This is a genomic window from Roseibium marinum, from assembly GCF_002906165.1.
Taxonomy (GTDB): domain Bacteria; phylum Pseudomonadota; class Alphaproteobacteria; order Rhizobiales; family Stappiaceae; genus Roseibium; species Roseibium marinum.
Window position 1 is genome coordinate 16,596 of record NZ_PPCN01000015.1, and the last position, 15,683, is coordinate 32,278.

The window sequence follows — 15,683 nt, forward strand, 5'->3', positions numbered from 1 at the left end:
CGTTTCAGCATGGCACGCATCGAACTGCAGAATATCGCCAAGAACTACGGTCCCGTTGAAGTCATGCGTGACATCAACCTGGAAATCGAGGATGGCGAATTCATTGTGCTGGTCGGCCCGTCCGGCTGCGGGAAATCGACACTCCTGCGCATGATCGCAGGACTGGAGCCGATCACGGAAGGCGAGTTCCGGGTCGATGGGCGGCGCATGAACGAGGTGCAGCCGCGCGACAGGGACATGGCGATGGTGTTCCAGTCCTACGCGCTTTATCCGCATATGGATGTTGCCCGCAACATGGGGTTTTCACTCGAAATCCGCAAAGCTCCCTCGCAGGAGCGGGCAGACAAGGTGCGCGATGCGGCCAAGACGCTTGGCCTCACATCGTTGACCGCCCGCCTGCCGAAGGCCTTGTCGGGCGGTCAGCGCCAGCGTGTTGCCATGGGCCGGGCGATCGTCCGCGATCCGAGCGCGTTCCTGTTCGACGAACCGCTGTCCAACCTGGACGCCGCGCTGCGGGTAGAGATGCGCCTGGAAATCGCCCGGCTGCATCAGCGCCTGGAAACGACCATGATCTACGTCACTCACGATCAGGTCGAGGCTTTGACCCTCGCCGACAGGATCGTGGTGCTGAATGCGGGCAAGATCCAGCAGGTCGGGACGCCGCTGGACCTTTACGAACGCCCGGCCAACCGGTTCGTCGCCCAGTTCATCGGGTCTCCGACCATGAACATTCTGGAGGTCGAACCGACGGACAAGGGTGTACTTCTGAAAGACGGCACGGTGATCGGGATCTCACCCGGAGCGGAGCGTCCCGTTGCCTGTGACCTGGGTGTGCGGCCCGAGCATTTGAACATCGTTCCGCAAGGATCCGCGCATTTCTCCGGAAAGGCGGAACTGGTCGAGCATCTGGGGTCGGACACGAACATTCACGCGCATGTGCCGTCTATCGGGCAGGTGCTTGTCCGCCAGCACGGGCATTTCCCGCTGAAGACAGGCGACCCCGTCCACATTGCGCTGGAGCTCGACAAGGTCCATCTCTTCGCTCCGGACGGCCAAAGGCTGGACACTGTCCTGGGTTCAGGCTGATTTGTCCTACGCTTCCGGCTGCCATCCGCCGCCGGGGTGGCGGATGAGCTTCGGTGTCCTGAAGACGCCGATAACCCGTTCCGGCAGGCCGCTTTCTTCCTGCTCCAGCGCTTCTTTCCAGCGCATCGTCTGAAGCATTGCGGCGCCGATCGCCACCGGTTCGATGCCGCAGAGTTTCAGCAGGCGAAGCCCTGCGAGGATGGAGGTGCCGCTGCTCAGGACATCGTCGACCAGCAACACCCGTCTGCCCTTCAAAAGCGGCAGCATGCGCGGATCGAGATAAAGGCGTTTCGTCTGGTCCGGGCTGGTGATCGAGCGCAGGGGAACGGAGAGCTCGTCCCGGTACCAGAATTTGCGCGAGGTACTTAAAGCGACGAAGCGGCTGTGGCCGAGGTTGCGCGCGGCCGGGGCCGCCAGGGTCAGGCCGAGCGTCGGCAGGCCGACCACCACGTCCGGTGAGAAGGGACGGGCAAGCCCGGCAAGCGCCGCGGCCAGCCGGTCGACGACTTCGAAGGACGCCTGATTGACGATGAGAGACGCCAGAGCCGATTGACCATCCGCCAGTTCGCGGATCGGCAGCGCGAGTTGGTCTCCGTCCGGCAGCAAGGCGGGAAAGAAGATCCGGTGCCCGTCCGGCGGAGAGGTTTCGAAGGTGCCCGCCGGGACGGTTTCCTGCCAGAAAACATGGGGTTCTTTTTCGAAGACGTCGCCGATCATTGTCTGCTTTCCGGGGTTCGACTATGATAAATCCGCTTATCGCGGGATTTATCAGATCCCGGCCGCCTTGTCCGGTCCGGAACGGGGTTCAGCCTTTTCTTCCTCGAAAGGATCAACAAATCCGATGACCAAGATATCGCTGGATGCGGAGGAACTGACATTTCTCAAGAATCTCCGGCATAACCTGCATGCCCATCCCGAGCTTGGTTTTGAGGAAGTGCGCACAAGCGCCATCGTTGCCGATCTCCTGAAAGAGGCCGGTGTAACCGTGCACCAGGGCCTGGGCGGTACGGGCGTCGTCGGCACGCTGACGAACGGCAACGGGCCGCGCCGCATAGGCCTGCGAGCGGACATGGATGCCCTTGCCATGCCGGAGACGGCGGACCGGCCTTACAAATCCACGGTTCCGGGCAAGATGCATGCCTGCGGTCATGACGGGCATACAACTCTGCTGCTGGGGGCCGCGCGATATCTTGCAAGGACCCGGCATTTCAACGGCACAGTCCATTTCATCTTCCAGCCGGCAGAGGAAGGCCGGGGCGGCGCGCGGAAAATGGTGGAGGACGGCCTGTTCGATCTCTTCCCCTGCGATGCGGTCTACGGCCTGCACAACATGCCCGGCCTCGCCGTGGATGAGATGGCGGTCACGGCGGGACCGCAGCTTGCATCCTCCGATAGCTGGAAGGTCACTTTCCAGGGGGTTGGAACCCATGGCGCCAAACCGCATCTGGGCAAGGACCCGGTGACGGCTTGCGGCCATTTCCTGGCAAGCCTTCAGACGATTGTCGGCCGGGTGGTGGACCCTCTGCAGCCCGCGGTCGTCAGCGCCTGCTCGGTTCATGCCGGGGACCCCAATGCCCTGAATGTCATTCCGGACTTCGTCGAAATCGGCGGGACGGCGCGGGCCTATTCGCCGGTAGTCAGGGATCAGCTCGAGACGGAGATCGGCCGCCTCGTCCGGGGCGTTGCCATCATGTTCGGGATTGCCGCCGATTATGATTTCATCCGGCGGATTCCGCCCGTGGTGAACAATCCGGACGTCACGGAGCGGGCACTGGAGGCCGCCCGTGCGGTCTGCGGCAACAATGTGCGAACAGATTTCCCGCCGTCCACCGCCGGCGACGATTTCGCGTTTTTTTCCGAAGAGGTCCCAGGCTCCTATGTCTGGCTTGGCAACGGACCCGCCGTCGACGGCGCGCTTCACCACAACACCGCCTATGATTTCAATGACGCGGCCATCGGGACCGGCGTCGGTTTCTGGGTCCGGCTGACCGAAAGCGAACTGACGGCGTAGCGGCAACCTTGCCGGAAGCCGTGAGGCTCAGGCTCCTGCAGGCCGAAGTTGAAATTTGCGAAGGATCTGGTTCGCAACGCTGTCTGAGTTCGCCGGCGCTGGCGGCTTGAGCTTTGACGTCTCGAGTGCCGGCAATCGAGAAAACATCCGCCAAAGACAAAACAACTGCCCAAGACTCCGGCAATACGCAAAGCGGCATCTTGCGCAATAGCGGTAGACCAACAAGTCCAACCATCGCGATGCGTTACGAAAGCCCCTCGGTGGGAACGGGTTTTCTTCGAACGCGGTGTATCCAAGGGCCTGTTTCGGGCATGCCTATTTTTTCATCGTCATGGTAACGGGAATCCATTTGACAGCCGGAAACATATGGATCAGGTTTTGTAAACCGATTTACTAAATCGCTTTACGGGACGGATATGGCCGAGCGAAGAACGACAAGTCTGAAGGATGTAGCCAAGGAAGCCGGTGTCTCCGTGACAACTGTCTCACGCTTTCTCAATGGCAAACTGGACTTGCCTGACTCCACAAAAAAACGCATCGAGTCTTCCATTGCCCGGCTCAAGTACGAACCGAACCCGCATGCCCGGCGGCTGAGCCGGGGCCAGACGGATACAATCGGTCTGGTCGTTCCGGATATCGCCAATCCCTTTTTCGCTACGCTGGTTGCCGCGGTTGAAGAAGAAGCGGACAGTCGCGGTTTGGCGGTGACGCTTTATGCCACCCTCAACCGCGCCGACAGGGAACTGGCCTATTTGAGCCGGATCGAGCGCAACCATGTGGACGGCCTGGTCTTTGTTACCAATCACCCGGACAACGGTGACCTGGCGGAATTGATCAATCGCACCGGAAAGGTCGTGGTCGTCGACGAAGACGTCCCTCTGGCGACCGTACCCAAGCTCTTTTGCGACAACGAGAACGGCGGCTTTCTGGTGGGCCGCCATCTGGCGGAATTCGGCCACCACCGGGTTCTCTACATCGGAGGTCCTGAGGAAATGATCTCTACGCAGCGGCGCTACAAGGGTCTTGAACGCGCGCTTCAGCAAACCCACGGCGATAGGGCTACGATCGATCGTTACATCGGCGCTTACACCATTGAATTCGGCCGGGAGGCCGCGCGCCGGTTCATAGCCGAAAACCTGCCCGCCACCGCGATCTTCGCCGCCTCGGACGAAATCGCCATCGGGCTGATTGAGGTGTTCAGGGAAAGCGGCATTTCAATCCCGGCCGACGTGTCCGTCATCGGATTTGACGACGTCGGTCCCTTGCATCTTTTCGGACCGCCCCTGACGGCAATCCGGCAGCCGGTGCGCAAATTAGGCCAGCGCGCCCTCTTTCTTCTCATGGATACCGATTGGCAGCCGGATGCCCCCCTTGCGTCCGAAGAACTGCTGCCGGTCGAAATCGTCGTACGGGATTCTGTTGCACCTCCGACGAAAAAATAAAAGCAACGCACCACCACCAAACAGAGGACTATCAAACAATGAGATCTCTTTCCCGCAGGACCTTTGGTGCTGCTCTTGCCGCGACAACGGCTCTGGCCTGTCTCGGTGCGGGCCCAGCCCTTGCAAAAGACAAGACATATGCGCTTATCCAGATCAATCAGCAGGCGCTGTTCTTCAACCAGATCAACGAAGGTGCCCAGGAAGCTGCCGACAAGAGCGGCGACAAGCTGGTGATCTTCAATGCCAACAACGATCCTTCGGCGCAGAACAGCGCTATTGAAACCTACATCACCCAGAAGGTCGACGGTTTCATCGTCGTCGCAATTGACGTCAATGGCATCATGCCAGCCGTTGAAGCCGCCAACGAAGCGGGTATTCCGGTGGTCGCCATTGACGCGGTTCTTCCGGAAGGCCCGCAAAAGGCTCAAATTGGTGTCGACAACGGTCAAGCCGGCGCGGACATGGGCGCTTATTTTGTCGACTATGTGAAAAGCAATATGGACGGCAAGGCCAAGGTTGGCATAGTCGGAGCCCTGAACTCCTTCATTCAGAACCTGCGCCAGAAGGGTTTCGAGGACGCGATCAAGGACAAGGACGGCATTGAAGTCGCCGGCGTTGTCGATGGCCAGAACATTCAGGACAACGCTCTGACGGCGGCGGAAAACCTGATCACCGGCAACCCGGATCTGACCGCTATCTATGCCACGGGCGAACCGGCTCTTCTGGGCGCGATCGCCGCCGTTGAAAGCCAGGGCAAACAGGACGACATCAAGATCTTCGGTTGGGACCTGACGGCTCAAGCCATTTCCGGGATCGATGCCGGCTATGTCGCGGCCGTCGTTCAGCAGGACCCGAAAGGGGAAGGTGTTGCCGCCGTTGAGGCTCTGGACAAGGTCACATCGGGCGGCACCGTCGAGAAAAGCATCGACATCCCCGTAACCATCGTGACCAAAGCGAACGTCGATCCTTACCGAGACACTTTTAAATGATCGATGACCAACAGCCATTGACCGCTGTTGGCGGCACCGGGGATCCCAGCGATCCCCGGTCAACCGGAATGGCGGCCGCGACTACGCCGGCTGTGTCCTTGCGCGGCATCCGCAAGACCTTCGGCTCTCATGAGGCTCTGCGCGGGGTCGACCTGGATCTTTACCCGGGTGAGTGCCTCGGATTGGTGGGCGACAATGCCGCCGGCAAGTCGACGCTCTCCAAGATCATTTCAGGAACCCATATCCCCGACGAGGGAACCATCACGCTGAACGGGAAGACCGTGCGCTTTTCCGGTCCGGCCGAGGCCCGGCGGGGCAGCATCGAAATGGTGTTCCAGGACCTCAGCCTGTGCGACCACATCGATGTGGTGGGCAATCTTTTTCTGGGCCGCGAGCTGACAAAGGGGCCTTTTCTCGACCGCAAGCGCATGATCGAAGAAGCCCGGAAGATGCTGGATTCTCTTGAAATCCGCATTCCGCGCCTCACCGCGAAAGTGGAGAAACTGTCCGGCGGTCAGCGTCAGGCAATTGCCATCGCCCGCGCCGCGTCCTTCCAGCCCAAGGTTCTGATCATGGACGAACCGACTTCCGCGCTTGCCGTGGCGGAAGTGGAGGCGGTGCTGTCCCTCATCAACCGCGTCAAGGCCAGGGGCGTTGCCGTCGTGCTCATCACCCATCGCCTGCAGGATCTCTTCCGCGTCTGCGACCGTATCGCGGTCATGTACGAAGGAACCAAGGTGGCCGAACGCAACATAGCTGAAACCGATCTGGAAGATTTGGTGAAACTGATTGTCGGAGAGGAAAGACATTGACGGTCTACACCGAGCGTACCAAAGGGCACCCGTTCGCCGATTTCCTCGGTGAGCATGCCCAGGTCCTGTCCATCGCCTTCTTTTTTCTGGTCTGCATCGTGTTCTTCTCTGTCATGACGACGACATTCTTCTCCGTCGGCAATGTCCTGAACATCGTGCGTCAGGCCGCGCCAATTCTTGTCGTGGCGATTGCCATGACCCTCGTTATTCTGACGGGGGGCATAGACCTTTCTGTCGGATCGATGGTGGCACTGATCAATGCGATCGCCGCGATCGTTCTGGCCCTTGGGGTTCCCTGGCCCCTTGTCATCGTTGCGATGCTGGTTCTCGGGGGCGTCATCGGTCTCATGCAGGGCTGGTTTGTCTCCTACCAGGGCATTCCCGCCTTCATTGTCACACTGGCAGGCCTGTCCATCCTGCGCGGCTTCGCCCTTTATCTGACCCAGGGCTATTCCATTCCGATCCGCGATGTGCCCGGCTTCTTTTTCATTGGCCGGGGCGAACTCTTCGGCATGCCCTTTCCGGCCATTCTCGGAATTCTGGTGGCGATCGCCGGGTTCGTGGTGATCTCCGTAACCAAATACGGCCGTCAGGTCGTCGCCGTGGGGTCCAATCTGGAAGCCGCCCGCCGGGTCGGCATGCCGGCCAAATGGATCGTGGCATCCGTGTACATGGTATCGGGGTTCGCCTGCGCGCTTGCCGCCATCCTGATCTCCGCCCGCCTCGGCTCCGGATCGTCCAATGCGGCGGTCGGCTTCGAGCTGCAGGTCATCGCGGCGGTCGTTCTCGGCGGAACCTCTCTCATGGGCGGCCGGGGAACCATGATCGGTACTGTGCTGGGGACCCTGACGATTGCGGTGATAGGTAACGGGTTGATCCTGATGCATATCTCGCCATTCTTCACCCAGATCGTAACCGGTGCGATCATCCTGCTGGCCATCTGGTTGAACACCCGGATATTCACCACCAACTTCCGATTTGGCGGCAAGAAGCGGAATTGACATGAGCAAGAAGGAACTTTCTCCTGGCCATGTGCGCTCCGGACAGGTCATGAGTGTCCAGGGACCCATCCCGGTGGAGCAGCTCGGCGTCACATTGATGCACGAGCACATCCTCAACGATTGCCGCTGCTGGTGGAACCCGCCCCGCACCCGGGACCGTCAACATCTGGCCGACAGTTTTGTCTGCATGGAGATCCTCGGCGAGTTGCGCCAGGATCCCTTTGTGAACAAGCACAATATTTCGCTGGATGACGAACGTCTGGCCATCACCGAACTGGCGGCTTTCGCCCGGCAGGGCGGCAACACCGTTGTCGAGCCGACCTGTCACGGCATCGGCCGGGATCCGGAAGCGCTCGCCCGCATCTCCAGGGCGACCGGTCTCAATATCGTCATGGGGGCCGGTTTCTATCTGGATGGGTCGCATCCGGCGAGACTGGCGGACATGACCGTTGAACAGATCGCGGACGAGATCGTCGCCGAGGCCATTGACGGCGTGGACGGAACCGGTTTGAAGATAGGACTTATCGGCGAAATCGGTGTCTCCGCGGCATTCACGGACGCCGAACGCAAATCCCTGCGCGGTGCCGCTCAGGCTCATGTGCGAACGGGACTTCCCCTGATGGTCCATCTGCCCGGCTGGTTCCGCCTCGGCCACGAGGTTCTGGACCTCGTCGCGGAGGAAGGCGCGGACCCCCGCCACACGGTATTGTGTCACATGAACCCCTCCTGGGACGATCTCGCTTATCAAAGCGAACTCGCCTCCAGGGGAGCTTTCATCGAATACGACATGATCGGAATGGATTTCTTCTATGCCGACCAGCAGGTGCAGTGTCCGAGCGACGACCAGGCCGCGGCCGCGATCGTCAAGCTGGTGGATGAGGGATACCGGGACCGGATCCTGCTCTCCCACGATGTCTTCCTGAAGATGATGCTCACCCACTACGGTGGCAACGGTTACGGCTATGTGCAGCGCCACTTCCTGCCGCGCCTGAAGCGGCATGGATTGGACGACGAAAGCCTGACCGTTTTCCTGCGCGACAACCCCAGATCGGTATTTCAGGCCGCAGCCTGAACCAACGTAACGTACACTAGATTGGAATAGTAATGACCACCAAAGTCCTGCTCGTCGGCGAAAGCTGGATAAGCTCCGCCACTCACTACAAGGGGTTCGACCAGTTTGGCAGCGTGACCTTTCACCTGGGTGCCGAACCCCTGGTGAAAGCCCTCAAGGGCAGCGAATTCGAATTGACCTACATGACCGCGCACGACGCCGTCGAGCAGTTCCCGTTCGAAATGGAAGGGCTGGATGCCTACGACGCGATCATTCTCTCCGACATCGGCGCGAATTCCCTTTTGCTGCCTCCGGAAGTCTGGTTGCATTCGCGAACGGTGCCCAATCGCCTCAAACTCATCAGGGCCTGGGTTGAAAAGGGTGGAAACCTCCTGATGATCGGCGGCTATTTTTCCTTTCAGGGCATTGACGGCAAGGCCCGCTGGCGGCGTACGCCGGTCGAGGAAGTCCTTCCGGTGACATGCCTTCCCTATGACGACCGGGTTGAAATTCCCGAAGGCACCACCGCCGATATTCTCAAGCCGGATCACCCGGTATTTGCCGGTATCGACGGTGAATGGCCGCCGCTGTTGGGCATCAACGAGGTGGAAGTCCGGGAGCGTGAGGATGTCGAAGTCGTCGCCAGGCTGCCGGAAGACCAGGGCGGCTTTCCGCTTCTGGTGCTCGGCAGTTACGGCAAGGGCCGCACGGCAGCCTGGACATCGGACATCGGTCCGCACTGGCTGTCGCCGGCGTTTTGCGAATGGGAGAACTACGGCAGGCTCTGGAAGAACCTGCTTGGCTGGATGACTGAAAAAAAGTGAGGTGATGCGGGGAGAATTGGATCAATCGGCAAGAATGCCTGCCAGTTCCTGTTCGGTCGGAAAGGCGGAACGTGTTCCGCACCGGCCGACTGTCAAGGCCGAGGCTGCCGAGGCGTGACGCAGGGCACGCTCGTCCAGGTCGCAGCCGCGCAGGGCGGACGATGCGATGGCAACCGCCATGAACGTGTCGCCGGCTCCCGTGGTGTCGAGAACCGTCGCCGGGAAGGCGGGCACGCTCACGAAACCCGTCCTGTCCGCGAGCGTAGCTCCTTCGCCTCCGGCTGTAAGCACCACCTGGCGCACGCCTTCGGCAAGAAGCTTCCGTGCCGCCGCTTCACCGTCGGTGCCGGTCAGGCTTTGAGCCTCGCCCTTGTTCAGAAAGGCAAGGTCGACGTCCGGCCAAAGATCAGGGAAATAGGATCGCAAGGGAGACGGGTTGAAGGCGGTAACCAGGGCTTTCTCACGTGCCGTTTTCAGGATCCCGCGGGTCACGGCTTCGGACAGGTTCCCCTGCAGAACGGCGATGTCGCCGGGCCGTGCTTTGGAAAGGGTGCGAAGAACGGCGTCGAGCGTAAGGCTTTCCGCCGCTTCGGTGGTCGTAACGATGGCATTTTCGCCGTCAGGCGTGGTGAAGACGATGGAGAAATCGCTTGCGACGCCGCTGAGACGGATCAGTTCGCTCTCGATGGGTTCCCGAGCGAGCTGGTCCTGGATCATCCTGGAGCGGAAGCCCTCGCCAACCGCGGCGATCAGGGTTGTGGGAAGGCCGCAACGGCCGCAGACAACCGACTGATTGGCGCCCTTGCCACCCAGGTCGCGGCTTTGCTCGCGGCCGAGAAGGGACGCCCCGGCTTGCGGGAAGGAAGAGACAGAGATGGTTTCGTCGATGGCGACGTTCCCGATTACGTAAGCACGCATGTGTAGCTTTCGCTCAAAAGGAAAGAAAATGCAGGACGTATCAAACAAGTCATCCAGCGCAATACGGGAAATATTCGGTACAGACAAGGCATTGATCGGAATGGTGCATTGTCCTCCCTTCCCCGGTGCTCCACGCTATTCAGGCGCTGCAATGGACGGTATCTACGATGCCTGTATGCGCGATGCGGATGCTCTGATCAAGGGTGGTCTGCACGGACTGATTATCGAAAACCACGGTGATGTACCCTTTTCGAAGCCCGAGGACATTGGCCATGAAACCGCGGCTTTCATGTCCGTTGTGACGGACCGCATCGCGCGCGCCACAGGCATGCCCCTCGGCATCAATGTCCTCGCCAATGCACCGCTGCCGGCCTTCGCTGTCGCAGCGGCCGGAGGAGCCGGCTTCATCCGGGTCAACCAATGGGCAAACGCCTATGTGGCAAACGAAGGGTTCATGGAAGGCCGTGCGGCGGAGGCACTGCGCTACCGCTCCCTGTTACGCTCGGAGCATATCAAGGTCTTCGCCGACAGCCACGTGAAGCATGGCGCTCACGCGATCACCGCCGACCGGACAATCGAGGAGCTGACCCGCGACCTTGCCTTCTTCGACGCGGATGTGGTGATCGCCACAGGTCAACGCACCGGAAACTCCGCCACTCTGGAGGAAATCGACCAGATCGGCTCAGCCACCAGTCTCCCCGTTGTCGTCGGTTCCGGCGTTACTCCGCAGAATGTTGCCGATATCCTGGCGCGTACCGGCGGCGTGATTGTCGCGTCTTCCCTGAAGGAGGGGGGAGTCTGGTGGAACCCGGTCGATCCGGTCCGGGTGAAAACCTTCATGGATGCCGCGGCCCCCGCGCTGGAGACATGAGCCCGATGCAGGAGCCTCTTTCGGACCAAATTCTGCTTGAGAACCGGACGGTTCTGGAGGCGATGGTGAACCATCGCTTCATACAGGACATCAAGGCCGATCGATTGGACCGTGGCGTTTTCGACCGTTACCTCGTTTACGAAGGCGCCTTTGTCGATACCGCGGTCGCCATCTTCGCCTTTGCGACGGCGAAAGCCGTCACGATGGCCCACAAGCGAAGGCTGATCGCCATTCTCGATGCGCTGGCCAATCACCAGATCGCCTTTTTCGGGAGAGCTTTCGCGGAACGCGGCATCGATCCGAATGCCCATGACACCGGCCTGCCGGAAGTTGCCGCTTTTCGGGACGGCATGCTGGCCATTGCCCGTGAGGGCGATTTTCTGGACATCGTTGCGGCAATGTTCGCGGCCGAGTGGATGTACTGGACCTGGTCGAAAGCGGCCGTGGAATGCACGATCACCGATCCTCTGTTGAAGGAATGGGTCGAGATGCACGTGGAGCCGGCTTTCGAAGCCCAGGCCCGCTGGTTGAAAGACATTCTGGATACGGCGGGCAAGACCCTCGGTCACGAGGAACGAGCCCGTCTCAGCACCATATTCGCTCATGTCCAGGCGCTGGAAATCGCCTTTCATGATGCTCCCTATCTTGAAGCAGCCGTCAAATGAGCACCAGCCACACGATAAACGGCAATCGTCTTCTCCTGCGCCTGGAAGAATTCGCCCGGATCGGGGCAACCGCGAAAGGTGGCGTCAACCGCCAGGCTCTCACCGAACTCGACCGCCGGGCCCGCCGACTTCTCACGGAACTCGCGCGTGCGCGCGGGTTTTCCGTGTTTCAGGATCCCGCGGCCAATCTGTTCGTACGACGTGAGGGGCGTGATGCGGACCTGCCTCCGCTTTTGATCGGAAGTCATCTGGACAGCCAGCCGACCGGCGGCCGGTTCGACGGCGCTCTGGGTACCCTTGCCGCCTACGAGGTGCTGGAAAGCCTGGAAGACAAAGGCATCGAAACCGAATGTCCGGTCGAGGTCGTTGCCTGGATGAATGAGGAAGGCTGCCGCTTCGCGCCAGGATGCATGGGGTCTTCCGCCTTTGCGGCCGGCGCTATTCCCCAGAGTTGGGCCACGATTATCTCCACGGACGGTTCGTCCTTGAAAGAGGAACTGGCAGCCACGCTCGAAGCTCTGCCGGAGGCGGCCATGCGTCCTCTTGGATTTCCCGTTGCCGCCTATCTCGAAGTCCATATCGAGCAAGGACCGTCGCTCGAAAAGGAAGGCATTCCCATCGGGATCGTCACCGGTATACAGGGGACGCGATGGCTTGAGGTGAAGGTCACCGGCCAGGCCGCCCATGCGGGCACCACGGGGCTCGAATATCGACGCGATCCCATGCGTGCCCTGAGCGAAGCCCTCGCCGAACTCTTCGGGACGGTGATGCCGCAAGACGAAAGGGCCCGGTTCACAGTCGGCCAGATGACGCTTTCCCCTGGGGCGGTCAACGCCATTCCGGAGATTGCGTGCTGCACCGTTGACGCGCGCCATGTGGAAACCGGTCTTCTGGACAGTCTTGTAAAGCGCATCGGGGAGGTTCTGAAAAGGCACGCGGAGACAAACGGGTGCACGGTCGAGCTGCGCGAGACCTTCAATATGGCGCCGGCGACTTTTCCGTCCGGCATGCTGGACGTCCTTTCCAGCGCAGCCGAAACGGCGGGACTTCAATCGAAGAAAATACTCTCCGGCGCTTTCCATGACGCCCTTTTCGTGAACCGTGTTGCCCCGTCGGCAATGATTTTCGTGCCATGCCGCGACGGTCTCAGTCACAACGAAGCCGAATTTGTGGAGCCGGACTGGTCCATCGCGGGAGGCAGCATGCTTTTTTCCGCGGTGATGGAGCTCCTCGCAAGAAGGGGCAGCGCCGGGTCAGGTGCACTTGAAGGGGAAACTCCCAAGTGAGTTCCATCCACTCGGTATGGAGCCTAACCGAGTATCTTGAGGACGGGGCTTTCCATCGGTGTGTCGAGGGTGGCGTCCGCAAGGCCGAGGTCGGTCAGATGGGGGCCGGCATTGCAGGCAAGGGTGGCGCCGAAACAGGCCTTGAAGACCAGGTAGGGCGGCTGCCATGTGACGATCTCTTCCATGGCTTGCCGGACTGCCGCAAAGTCGCAGGCCGTTTCACTCAGCGGTGCGTCGGTGATCAGGCCGGAAAGCGGCAGGGCGAGTCCGGCAAGGATCTTTCCGTCTTTGGCAACGGCCATTCCGCCCTGGCGGGAAATCACCCAGTTCGCCGCAAGCGCCATATCCTCCTCGTTGCCGCCGAAGACCGTGACGTTGTGGCTGTCGTGGGAGACCGTGGTGCAGAAGGCGCCCCGCCATGTCCCCCAGGACGTCAGGTAGCCGGTCGCGGGGCCGGTATCGCCGCGTCCGTGACGGTGGATGACGCTCATCAGGGTGGCGCCTTGCGGGGGAACGACACAGCCGTTCTCGACCTCTGTAATGGCGGTGCCCCAGCGTGTGAACCGGGGCCGGTCGATGGTCGCGACCTCGACGCTCCTGCCGCCGGAGCGGACCTTGAAATCCTCCGCAGTGACCTGCGTGCAATGAACGGAGTTCCGCAACAGTGCCGGGTCCGTGCCGGCGAGCGGAGCGGTCAGGGTGCCGTTTTCCGCTATGGCAACGCCGTTGGCGATAACCTTCGCCGCCATAAAGCTCTCAAGATCTTCAAACAGCGCGATATCCGCCCGCCGGCCGGGGGCGACGAGACCGAGGTCGGCGCGCCCGAGCCGGTGCGCGGCGTTGAGGGTGCCCGCCTGAATTGCCCTCACCGGTGCCAGGCCGTAGCGGACGAGCCGGGCGACGACGTCGTTGAGGCCGCCGGTGGCGTGAAGATCGTCGGGGAAGACATCGTCCGTGCACAACGTCAGCGTGGACGGCAGGGCATTGAGCGCGTTGAGGGTTTCCACGAATTCCGGCAGCAGATGATCGTGGGAACCGCGCAGCTCGATGGTCAGCCCCGCCCTGAGCTTGCGCATCAGATCCGCGCCGGAAGTCAGCTCGTGGTCGGAGGTGATCCCCGCCGCCATGAAGGCATTGAGGTCCGTCCCTTCCAGGCCCCGGGCGTGACCGCAGACAAGCTTGCCGCTTTCAAGGCCCGCCTGCACCACGTCCGTCATGCGCGGGGCACGGTCGATCACGCCTTGCATGTTCATGACCTCGGCGACACCGGCAATGGCCTTGCGTTCGAGCAGGCCGTTCAATTCCGCCCGTCCGAAATCCGCGCCGGACCTTTCCAGTCCGGGCGCCGAGGGGACGCAGGACGGGGCAAGCAACAGGATCCGCAAGGGCAGGGGAAGCGAAGCCCCGATGGCCCAGTCCACCCCGGCCATGCCATGAACATTCGCCAGCTCGTGCGGGTCCCAGACGATGGTGGTCACCCCCCGGGGCAGCACCGCTTCGGCATAGCTTGCCGGGGTGACCATGGAGCTTTCCACATGCATATGGGTGTCGATGAGACCGGGAGAGACGAACAGTCCGGCGGCGTCGACGATTTCCGCCGCATCGTTGCGGGTGCCTGCTTCGTGAACGCTGGCGATCAAGGCTCCGCAAACACCGATATCGGCCTGCCTCAGTTCTCCGGTGACCGCATCGACAAGCGTGCCGCCCCTTATCAGGAGGTCGAAAGGTTCAATGCCCTTGGCTGCCTTTACAGCCCGGTCCCGCAAGGGGCGTGCGGCAAGGTCGGCGGGTTCGTTTGCAACGTCGGTCATGAAAGGGCTGCCTTTTGCAGCGTCTCCAGTGCGAGCGAAAGAACGCGGGGCGCGTCCGCATGCATCGCCCAGCGGCAGTTCGGCGTGATCCCGGGCCGTTGATCCAGGACCGTCCGGCCGCGGGTATGCGTGCCCGTGAGTTCAACTTCGACAAAGCCGGGAGCGAAGGTGAAGGCCTCGGGAATGACCAGGGCCGCCGCCGCGCAAGGATCATAAACGGCCATTTTCTCTCGGCCTCTCTCAAGGGCGATATCCACATAGGCACCGCAGAGATCGGCGAGCACGCGGCCTTTTTGCGTGCCGGTTGCTTCCAGCGCCCGCAGGTCATCCGGCCCGATCAGGACCTGGCGGCACAGTTCCAGATCGACAAAATCCAGGGAAACGCCGCTGTCGAGGACAATCTTCAGCGCTTCTGGATCCGCATAGGCGTTGAATTCGGCGGAAGGGGTCTGATTGCCCCGGCCCGCCGCACCGCCCATCCATGTGACCTTTGCGATCTTCGGGAGAAGATCGGGGCGGGAAAGGGCAAGAACGGCAAGATTGGTCAAAGGTCCGAGCGCCAGAATCTCTCCCGGCTCCTCAAGCGCCTCCAGCCAACCCGATAGAGCAGCCAGAGCGGGCGATACCGGAACGGGTGGGCATTCCGGAAGCCGGGCGCCCCGGGTCGGGATGCCGGTCGGGCCGAGCACATGTCCGGGCGTGATCAGCTCACCGAGGATGGCCTTCGCCGCGCCTGTATGGATCGGCATTCGCCAGCCCAGCAGAGAACGGGCTCCGGCCGCATTTTTGCGGACTTCTTCAAGCGGAGCGTTGCCGAAAACCAGGGAAATGCCGGATATTTTCCGGCTGTCGGCGATTATCATCACCGCCAGGATATCGTCGAAACCCATATCCGTATCGATCCAGATCATGGTCT

The 15,683-nt window shown here is 61.2% G+C and carries 15 protein-coding genes; 11 read left to right on the top strand and 4 right to left on the bottom strand.

Translation table 11 applies throughout. The features are described 5' to 3' along the window. Positions 1-9: 9 nt before the first annotated feature. Positions 10-1,086 carry an ABC transporter ATP-binding protein gene (locus CLV41_RS24240; protein WP_103225070.1) on the top strand — a complete coding sequence of 359 codons (1,077 nt, stop codon included), beginning with the start codon at positions 10-12 and terminating at the stop codon, positions 1,084-1,086. 6 nt (positions 1,087-1,092) lie between these two features. Here CLV41_RS24240 and CLV41_RS24245 read toward each other — a convergent pair whose 3' ends face one another. Beyond that, a complete protein-coding gene (locus CLV41_RS24245; RefSeq protein WP_103225071.1) occupies positions 1,093-1,803 on the bottom strand; it encodes a phosphoribosyltransferase in 711 nt (236 codons plus the stop codon). 124 nt (positions 1,804-1,927) lie between these two features. Between CLV41_RS24245 and CLV41_RS24250 the strand changes: the two genes are divergently transcribed. The 7 genes from CLV41_RS24250 to CLV41_RS24280 all read left to right on the top strand — a co-directional run bounded on the left by CLV41_RS24250 (position 1,928) and on the right by CLV41_RS24280 (position 9,216). Further along, positions 1,928-3,097, top strand: a complete 1,170-nt coding sequence (locus CLV41_RS24250; RefSeq protein ID WP_103225072.1) for a M20 aminoacylase family protein — start codon at positions 1,928-1,930, stop codon at positions 3,095-3,097. 416 nt (positions 3,098-3,513) lie between these two features. After that, a complete protein-coding gene (locus CLV41_RS24255; RefSeq protein ID WP_103225073.1) occupies positions 3,514-4,539 on the top strand; it encodes a LacI family DNA-binding transcriptional regulator in 1,026 nt (341 codons plus the stop codon). 38 nt (positions 4,540-4,577) lie between these two features. Then, positions 4,578-5,528 carry an ABC transporter substrate-binding protein gene (locus tag CLV41_RS24260; protein WP_103225074.1) on the top strand — a complete coding sequence of 317 codons (951 nt, stop codon included), beginning with the start codon at positions 4,578-4,580 and terminating at the stop codon, positions 5,526-5,528. After that, entirely contained in the window at positions 5,525-6,340 is an 816-nt protein-coding gene (locus CLV41_RS24265; RefSeq protein ID WP_103225075.1) for an ATP-binding cassette domain-containing protein, read from the top strand. The genes CLV41_RS24260 and CLV41_RS24265 overlap by 4 nt, the downstream gene beginning before the upstream one ends. Then, the gene (locus CLV41_RS24270; protein ID WP_103225076.1) at positions 6,337-7,341 is read left to right on the top strand and encodes an ABC transporter permease; all 1,005 of its coding nucleotides are present in this window, start codon (positions 6,337-6,339) and stop codon (positions 7,339-7,341) included. The genes CLV41_RS24265 and CLV41_RS24270 overlap by 4 nt, the downstream gene beginning before the upstream one ends. 1 nt (position 7,342) lies before the next feature. Next, complete coding sequence (locus CLV41_RS24275) at positions 7,343-8,413, top strand: phosphotriesterase family protein (RefSeq protein ID WP_103225077.1); 1,071 nt, start codon at positions 7,343-7,345, stop codon at positions 8,411-8,413. A gap of 32 nt (positions 8,414-8,445) precedes the next feature. Then, the gene (locus tag CLV41_RS24280; RefSeq protein WP_103225078.1) at positions 8,446-9,216 is read left to right on the top strand and encodes a glutamine amidotransferase; all 771 of its coding nucleotides are present in this window, start codon (positions 8,446-8,448) and stop codon (positions 9,214-9,216) included. A 21-nt stretch (positions 9,217-9,237) separates the two neighbouring features. On the opposite strand, the gene CLV41_RS24285 is transcribed toward CLV41_RS24280, so the two are convergent. Then, the gene (locus CLV41_RS24285; protein WP_103225079.1) at positions 9,238-10,134 is read right to left on the bottom strand and encodes a ribokinase; all 897 of its coding nucleotides are present in this window, start codon (positions 10,132-10,134) and stop codon (positions 9,238-9,240) included. 28 nt (positions 10,135-10,162) lie between these two features. Here CLV41_RS24285 and CLV41_RS24290 point away from each other — a divergent pair, with 28 nt between their 5' ends. Genes CLV41_RS24290 through CLV41_RS24300 form a run of 3 tightly spaced genes read left to right on the top strand, consistent with a single transcriptional unit; the run spans position 10,163 to position 12,956 of the window. After that, entirely contained in the window at positions 10,163-11,005 is an 843-nt protein-coding gene (locus CLV41_RS24290) for a BtpA/SgcQ family protein (RefSeq protein ID WP_103225080.1), read from the top strand. Between the two features lie 5 nt (positions 11,006-11,010). Next, on the top strand, positions 11,011-11,670 hold the full coding sequence (locus tag CLV41_RS24295) for a TenA family protein (RefSeq protein WP_103225144.1): 660 nt from the start codon (positions 11,011-11,013) through the stop codon (positions 11,668-11,670). Further along, positions 11,667-12,956: a Zn-dependent hydrolase gene (locus CLV41_RS24300; protein ID WP_103225081.1), complete on the top strand. Its 1,290-nt coding sequence runs from the start codon at positions 11,667-11,669 to the stop codon at positions 12,954-12,956. Before CLV41_RS24295 ends, CLV41_RS24300 begins: the two co-directional genes overlap by 4 nt. A gap of 23 nt (positions 12,957-12,979) precedes the next feature. Here CLV41_RS24300 and CLV41_RS24305 read toward each other — a convergent pair whose 3' ends face one another. After that, entirely contained in the window at positions 12,980-14,767 is a 1,788-nt protein-coding gene (locus CLV41_RS24305) for an adenine deaminase (RefSeq protein ID WP_103225082.1), read from the bottom strand. Further along, positions 14,764-15,678, bottom strand: coding sequence for a nucleoside hydrolase (locus CLV41_RS24310; protein ID WP_103225083.1), 915 nt, complete (start codon positions 15,676-15,678; stop codon positions 14,764-14,766). The genes CLV41_RS24305 and CLV41_RS24310 overlap by 4 nt, the downstream gene beginning before the upstream one ends. Positions 15,679-15,683 lie beyond the last annotated feature (5 nt).

Excerpts from the sequence above, each read along its gene's own strand:
- CLV41_RS24295 (WP_103225144.1), top strand. The coding sequence starts at position 11,011 with ATGCAGGAGCCTCTTTCGGACCAAATTCTGCTTGAGAACCGGACGGTT.
- CLV41_RS24310 (WP_103225083.1), bottom strand. The coding sequence starts at position 15,678 with ATGATCTGGATCGATACGGATATGGGTTTCGACGATATCCTGGCGGTG.
- CLV41_RS24255 (WP_103225073.1), top strand. The coding sequence starts at position 3,514 with ATGGCCGAGCGAAGAACGACAAGTCTGAAGGATGTAGCCAAGGAAGCC.
- CLV41_RS24305 (WP_103225082.1), bottom strand. The coding sequence starts at position 14,767 with ATGACCGACGTTGCAAACGAACCCGCCGACCTTGCCGCACGCCCCTTG.
- CLV41_RS24265 (WP_103225075.1), top strand. The coding sequence starts at position 5,525 with ATGATCGATGACCAACAGCCATTGACCGCTGTTGGCGGCACCGGGGAT.
- CLV41_RS24245 (WP_103225071.1), bottom strand. The coding sequence starts at position 1,803 with ATGATCGGCGACGTCTTCGAAAAAGAACCCCATGTTTTCTGGCAGGAA.
- CLV41_RS24250 (WP_103225072.1), top strand. The coding sequence starts at position 1,928 with ATGACCAAGATATCGCTGGATGCGGAGGAACTGACATTTCTCAAGAAT.
- CLV41_RS24275 (WP_103225077.1), top strand. The coding sequence starts at position 7,343 with ATGAGCAAGAAGGAACTTTCTCCTGGCCATGTGCGCTCCGGACAGGTC.
- CLV41_RS24300 (WP_103225081.1), top strand. The coding sequence starts at position 11,667 with ATGAGCACCAGCCACACGATAAACGGCAATCGTCTTCTCCTGCGCCTG.
- CLV41_RS24260 (WP_103225074.1), top strand. The coding sequence starts at position 4,578 with ATGAGATCTCTTTCCCGCAGGACCTTTGGTGCTGCTCTTGCCGCGACA.
- CLV41_RS24280 (WP_103225078.1), top strand. The coding sequence starts at position 8,446 with ATGACCACCAAAGTCCTGCTCGTCGGCGAAAGCTGGATAAGCTCCGCC.
- CLV41_RS24240 (WP_103225070.1), top strand. The coding sequence starts at position 10 with ATGGCACGCATCGAACTGCAGAATATCGCCAAGAACTACGGTCCCGTT.
- CLV41_RS24290 (WP_103225080.1), top strand. The coding sequence starts at position 10,163 with ATGCAGGACGTATCAAACAAGTCATCCAGCGCAATACGGGAAATATTC.
- CLV41_RS24285 (WP_103225079.1), bottom strand. The coding sequence starts at position 10,134 with ATGCGTGCTTACGTAATCGGGAACGTCGCCATCGACGAAACCATCTCT.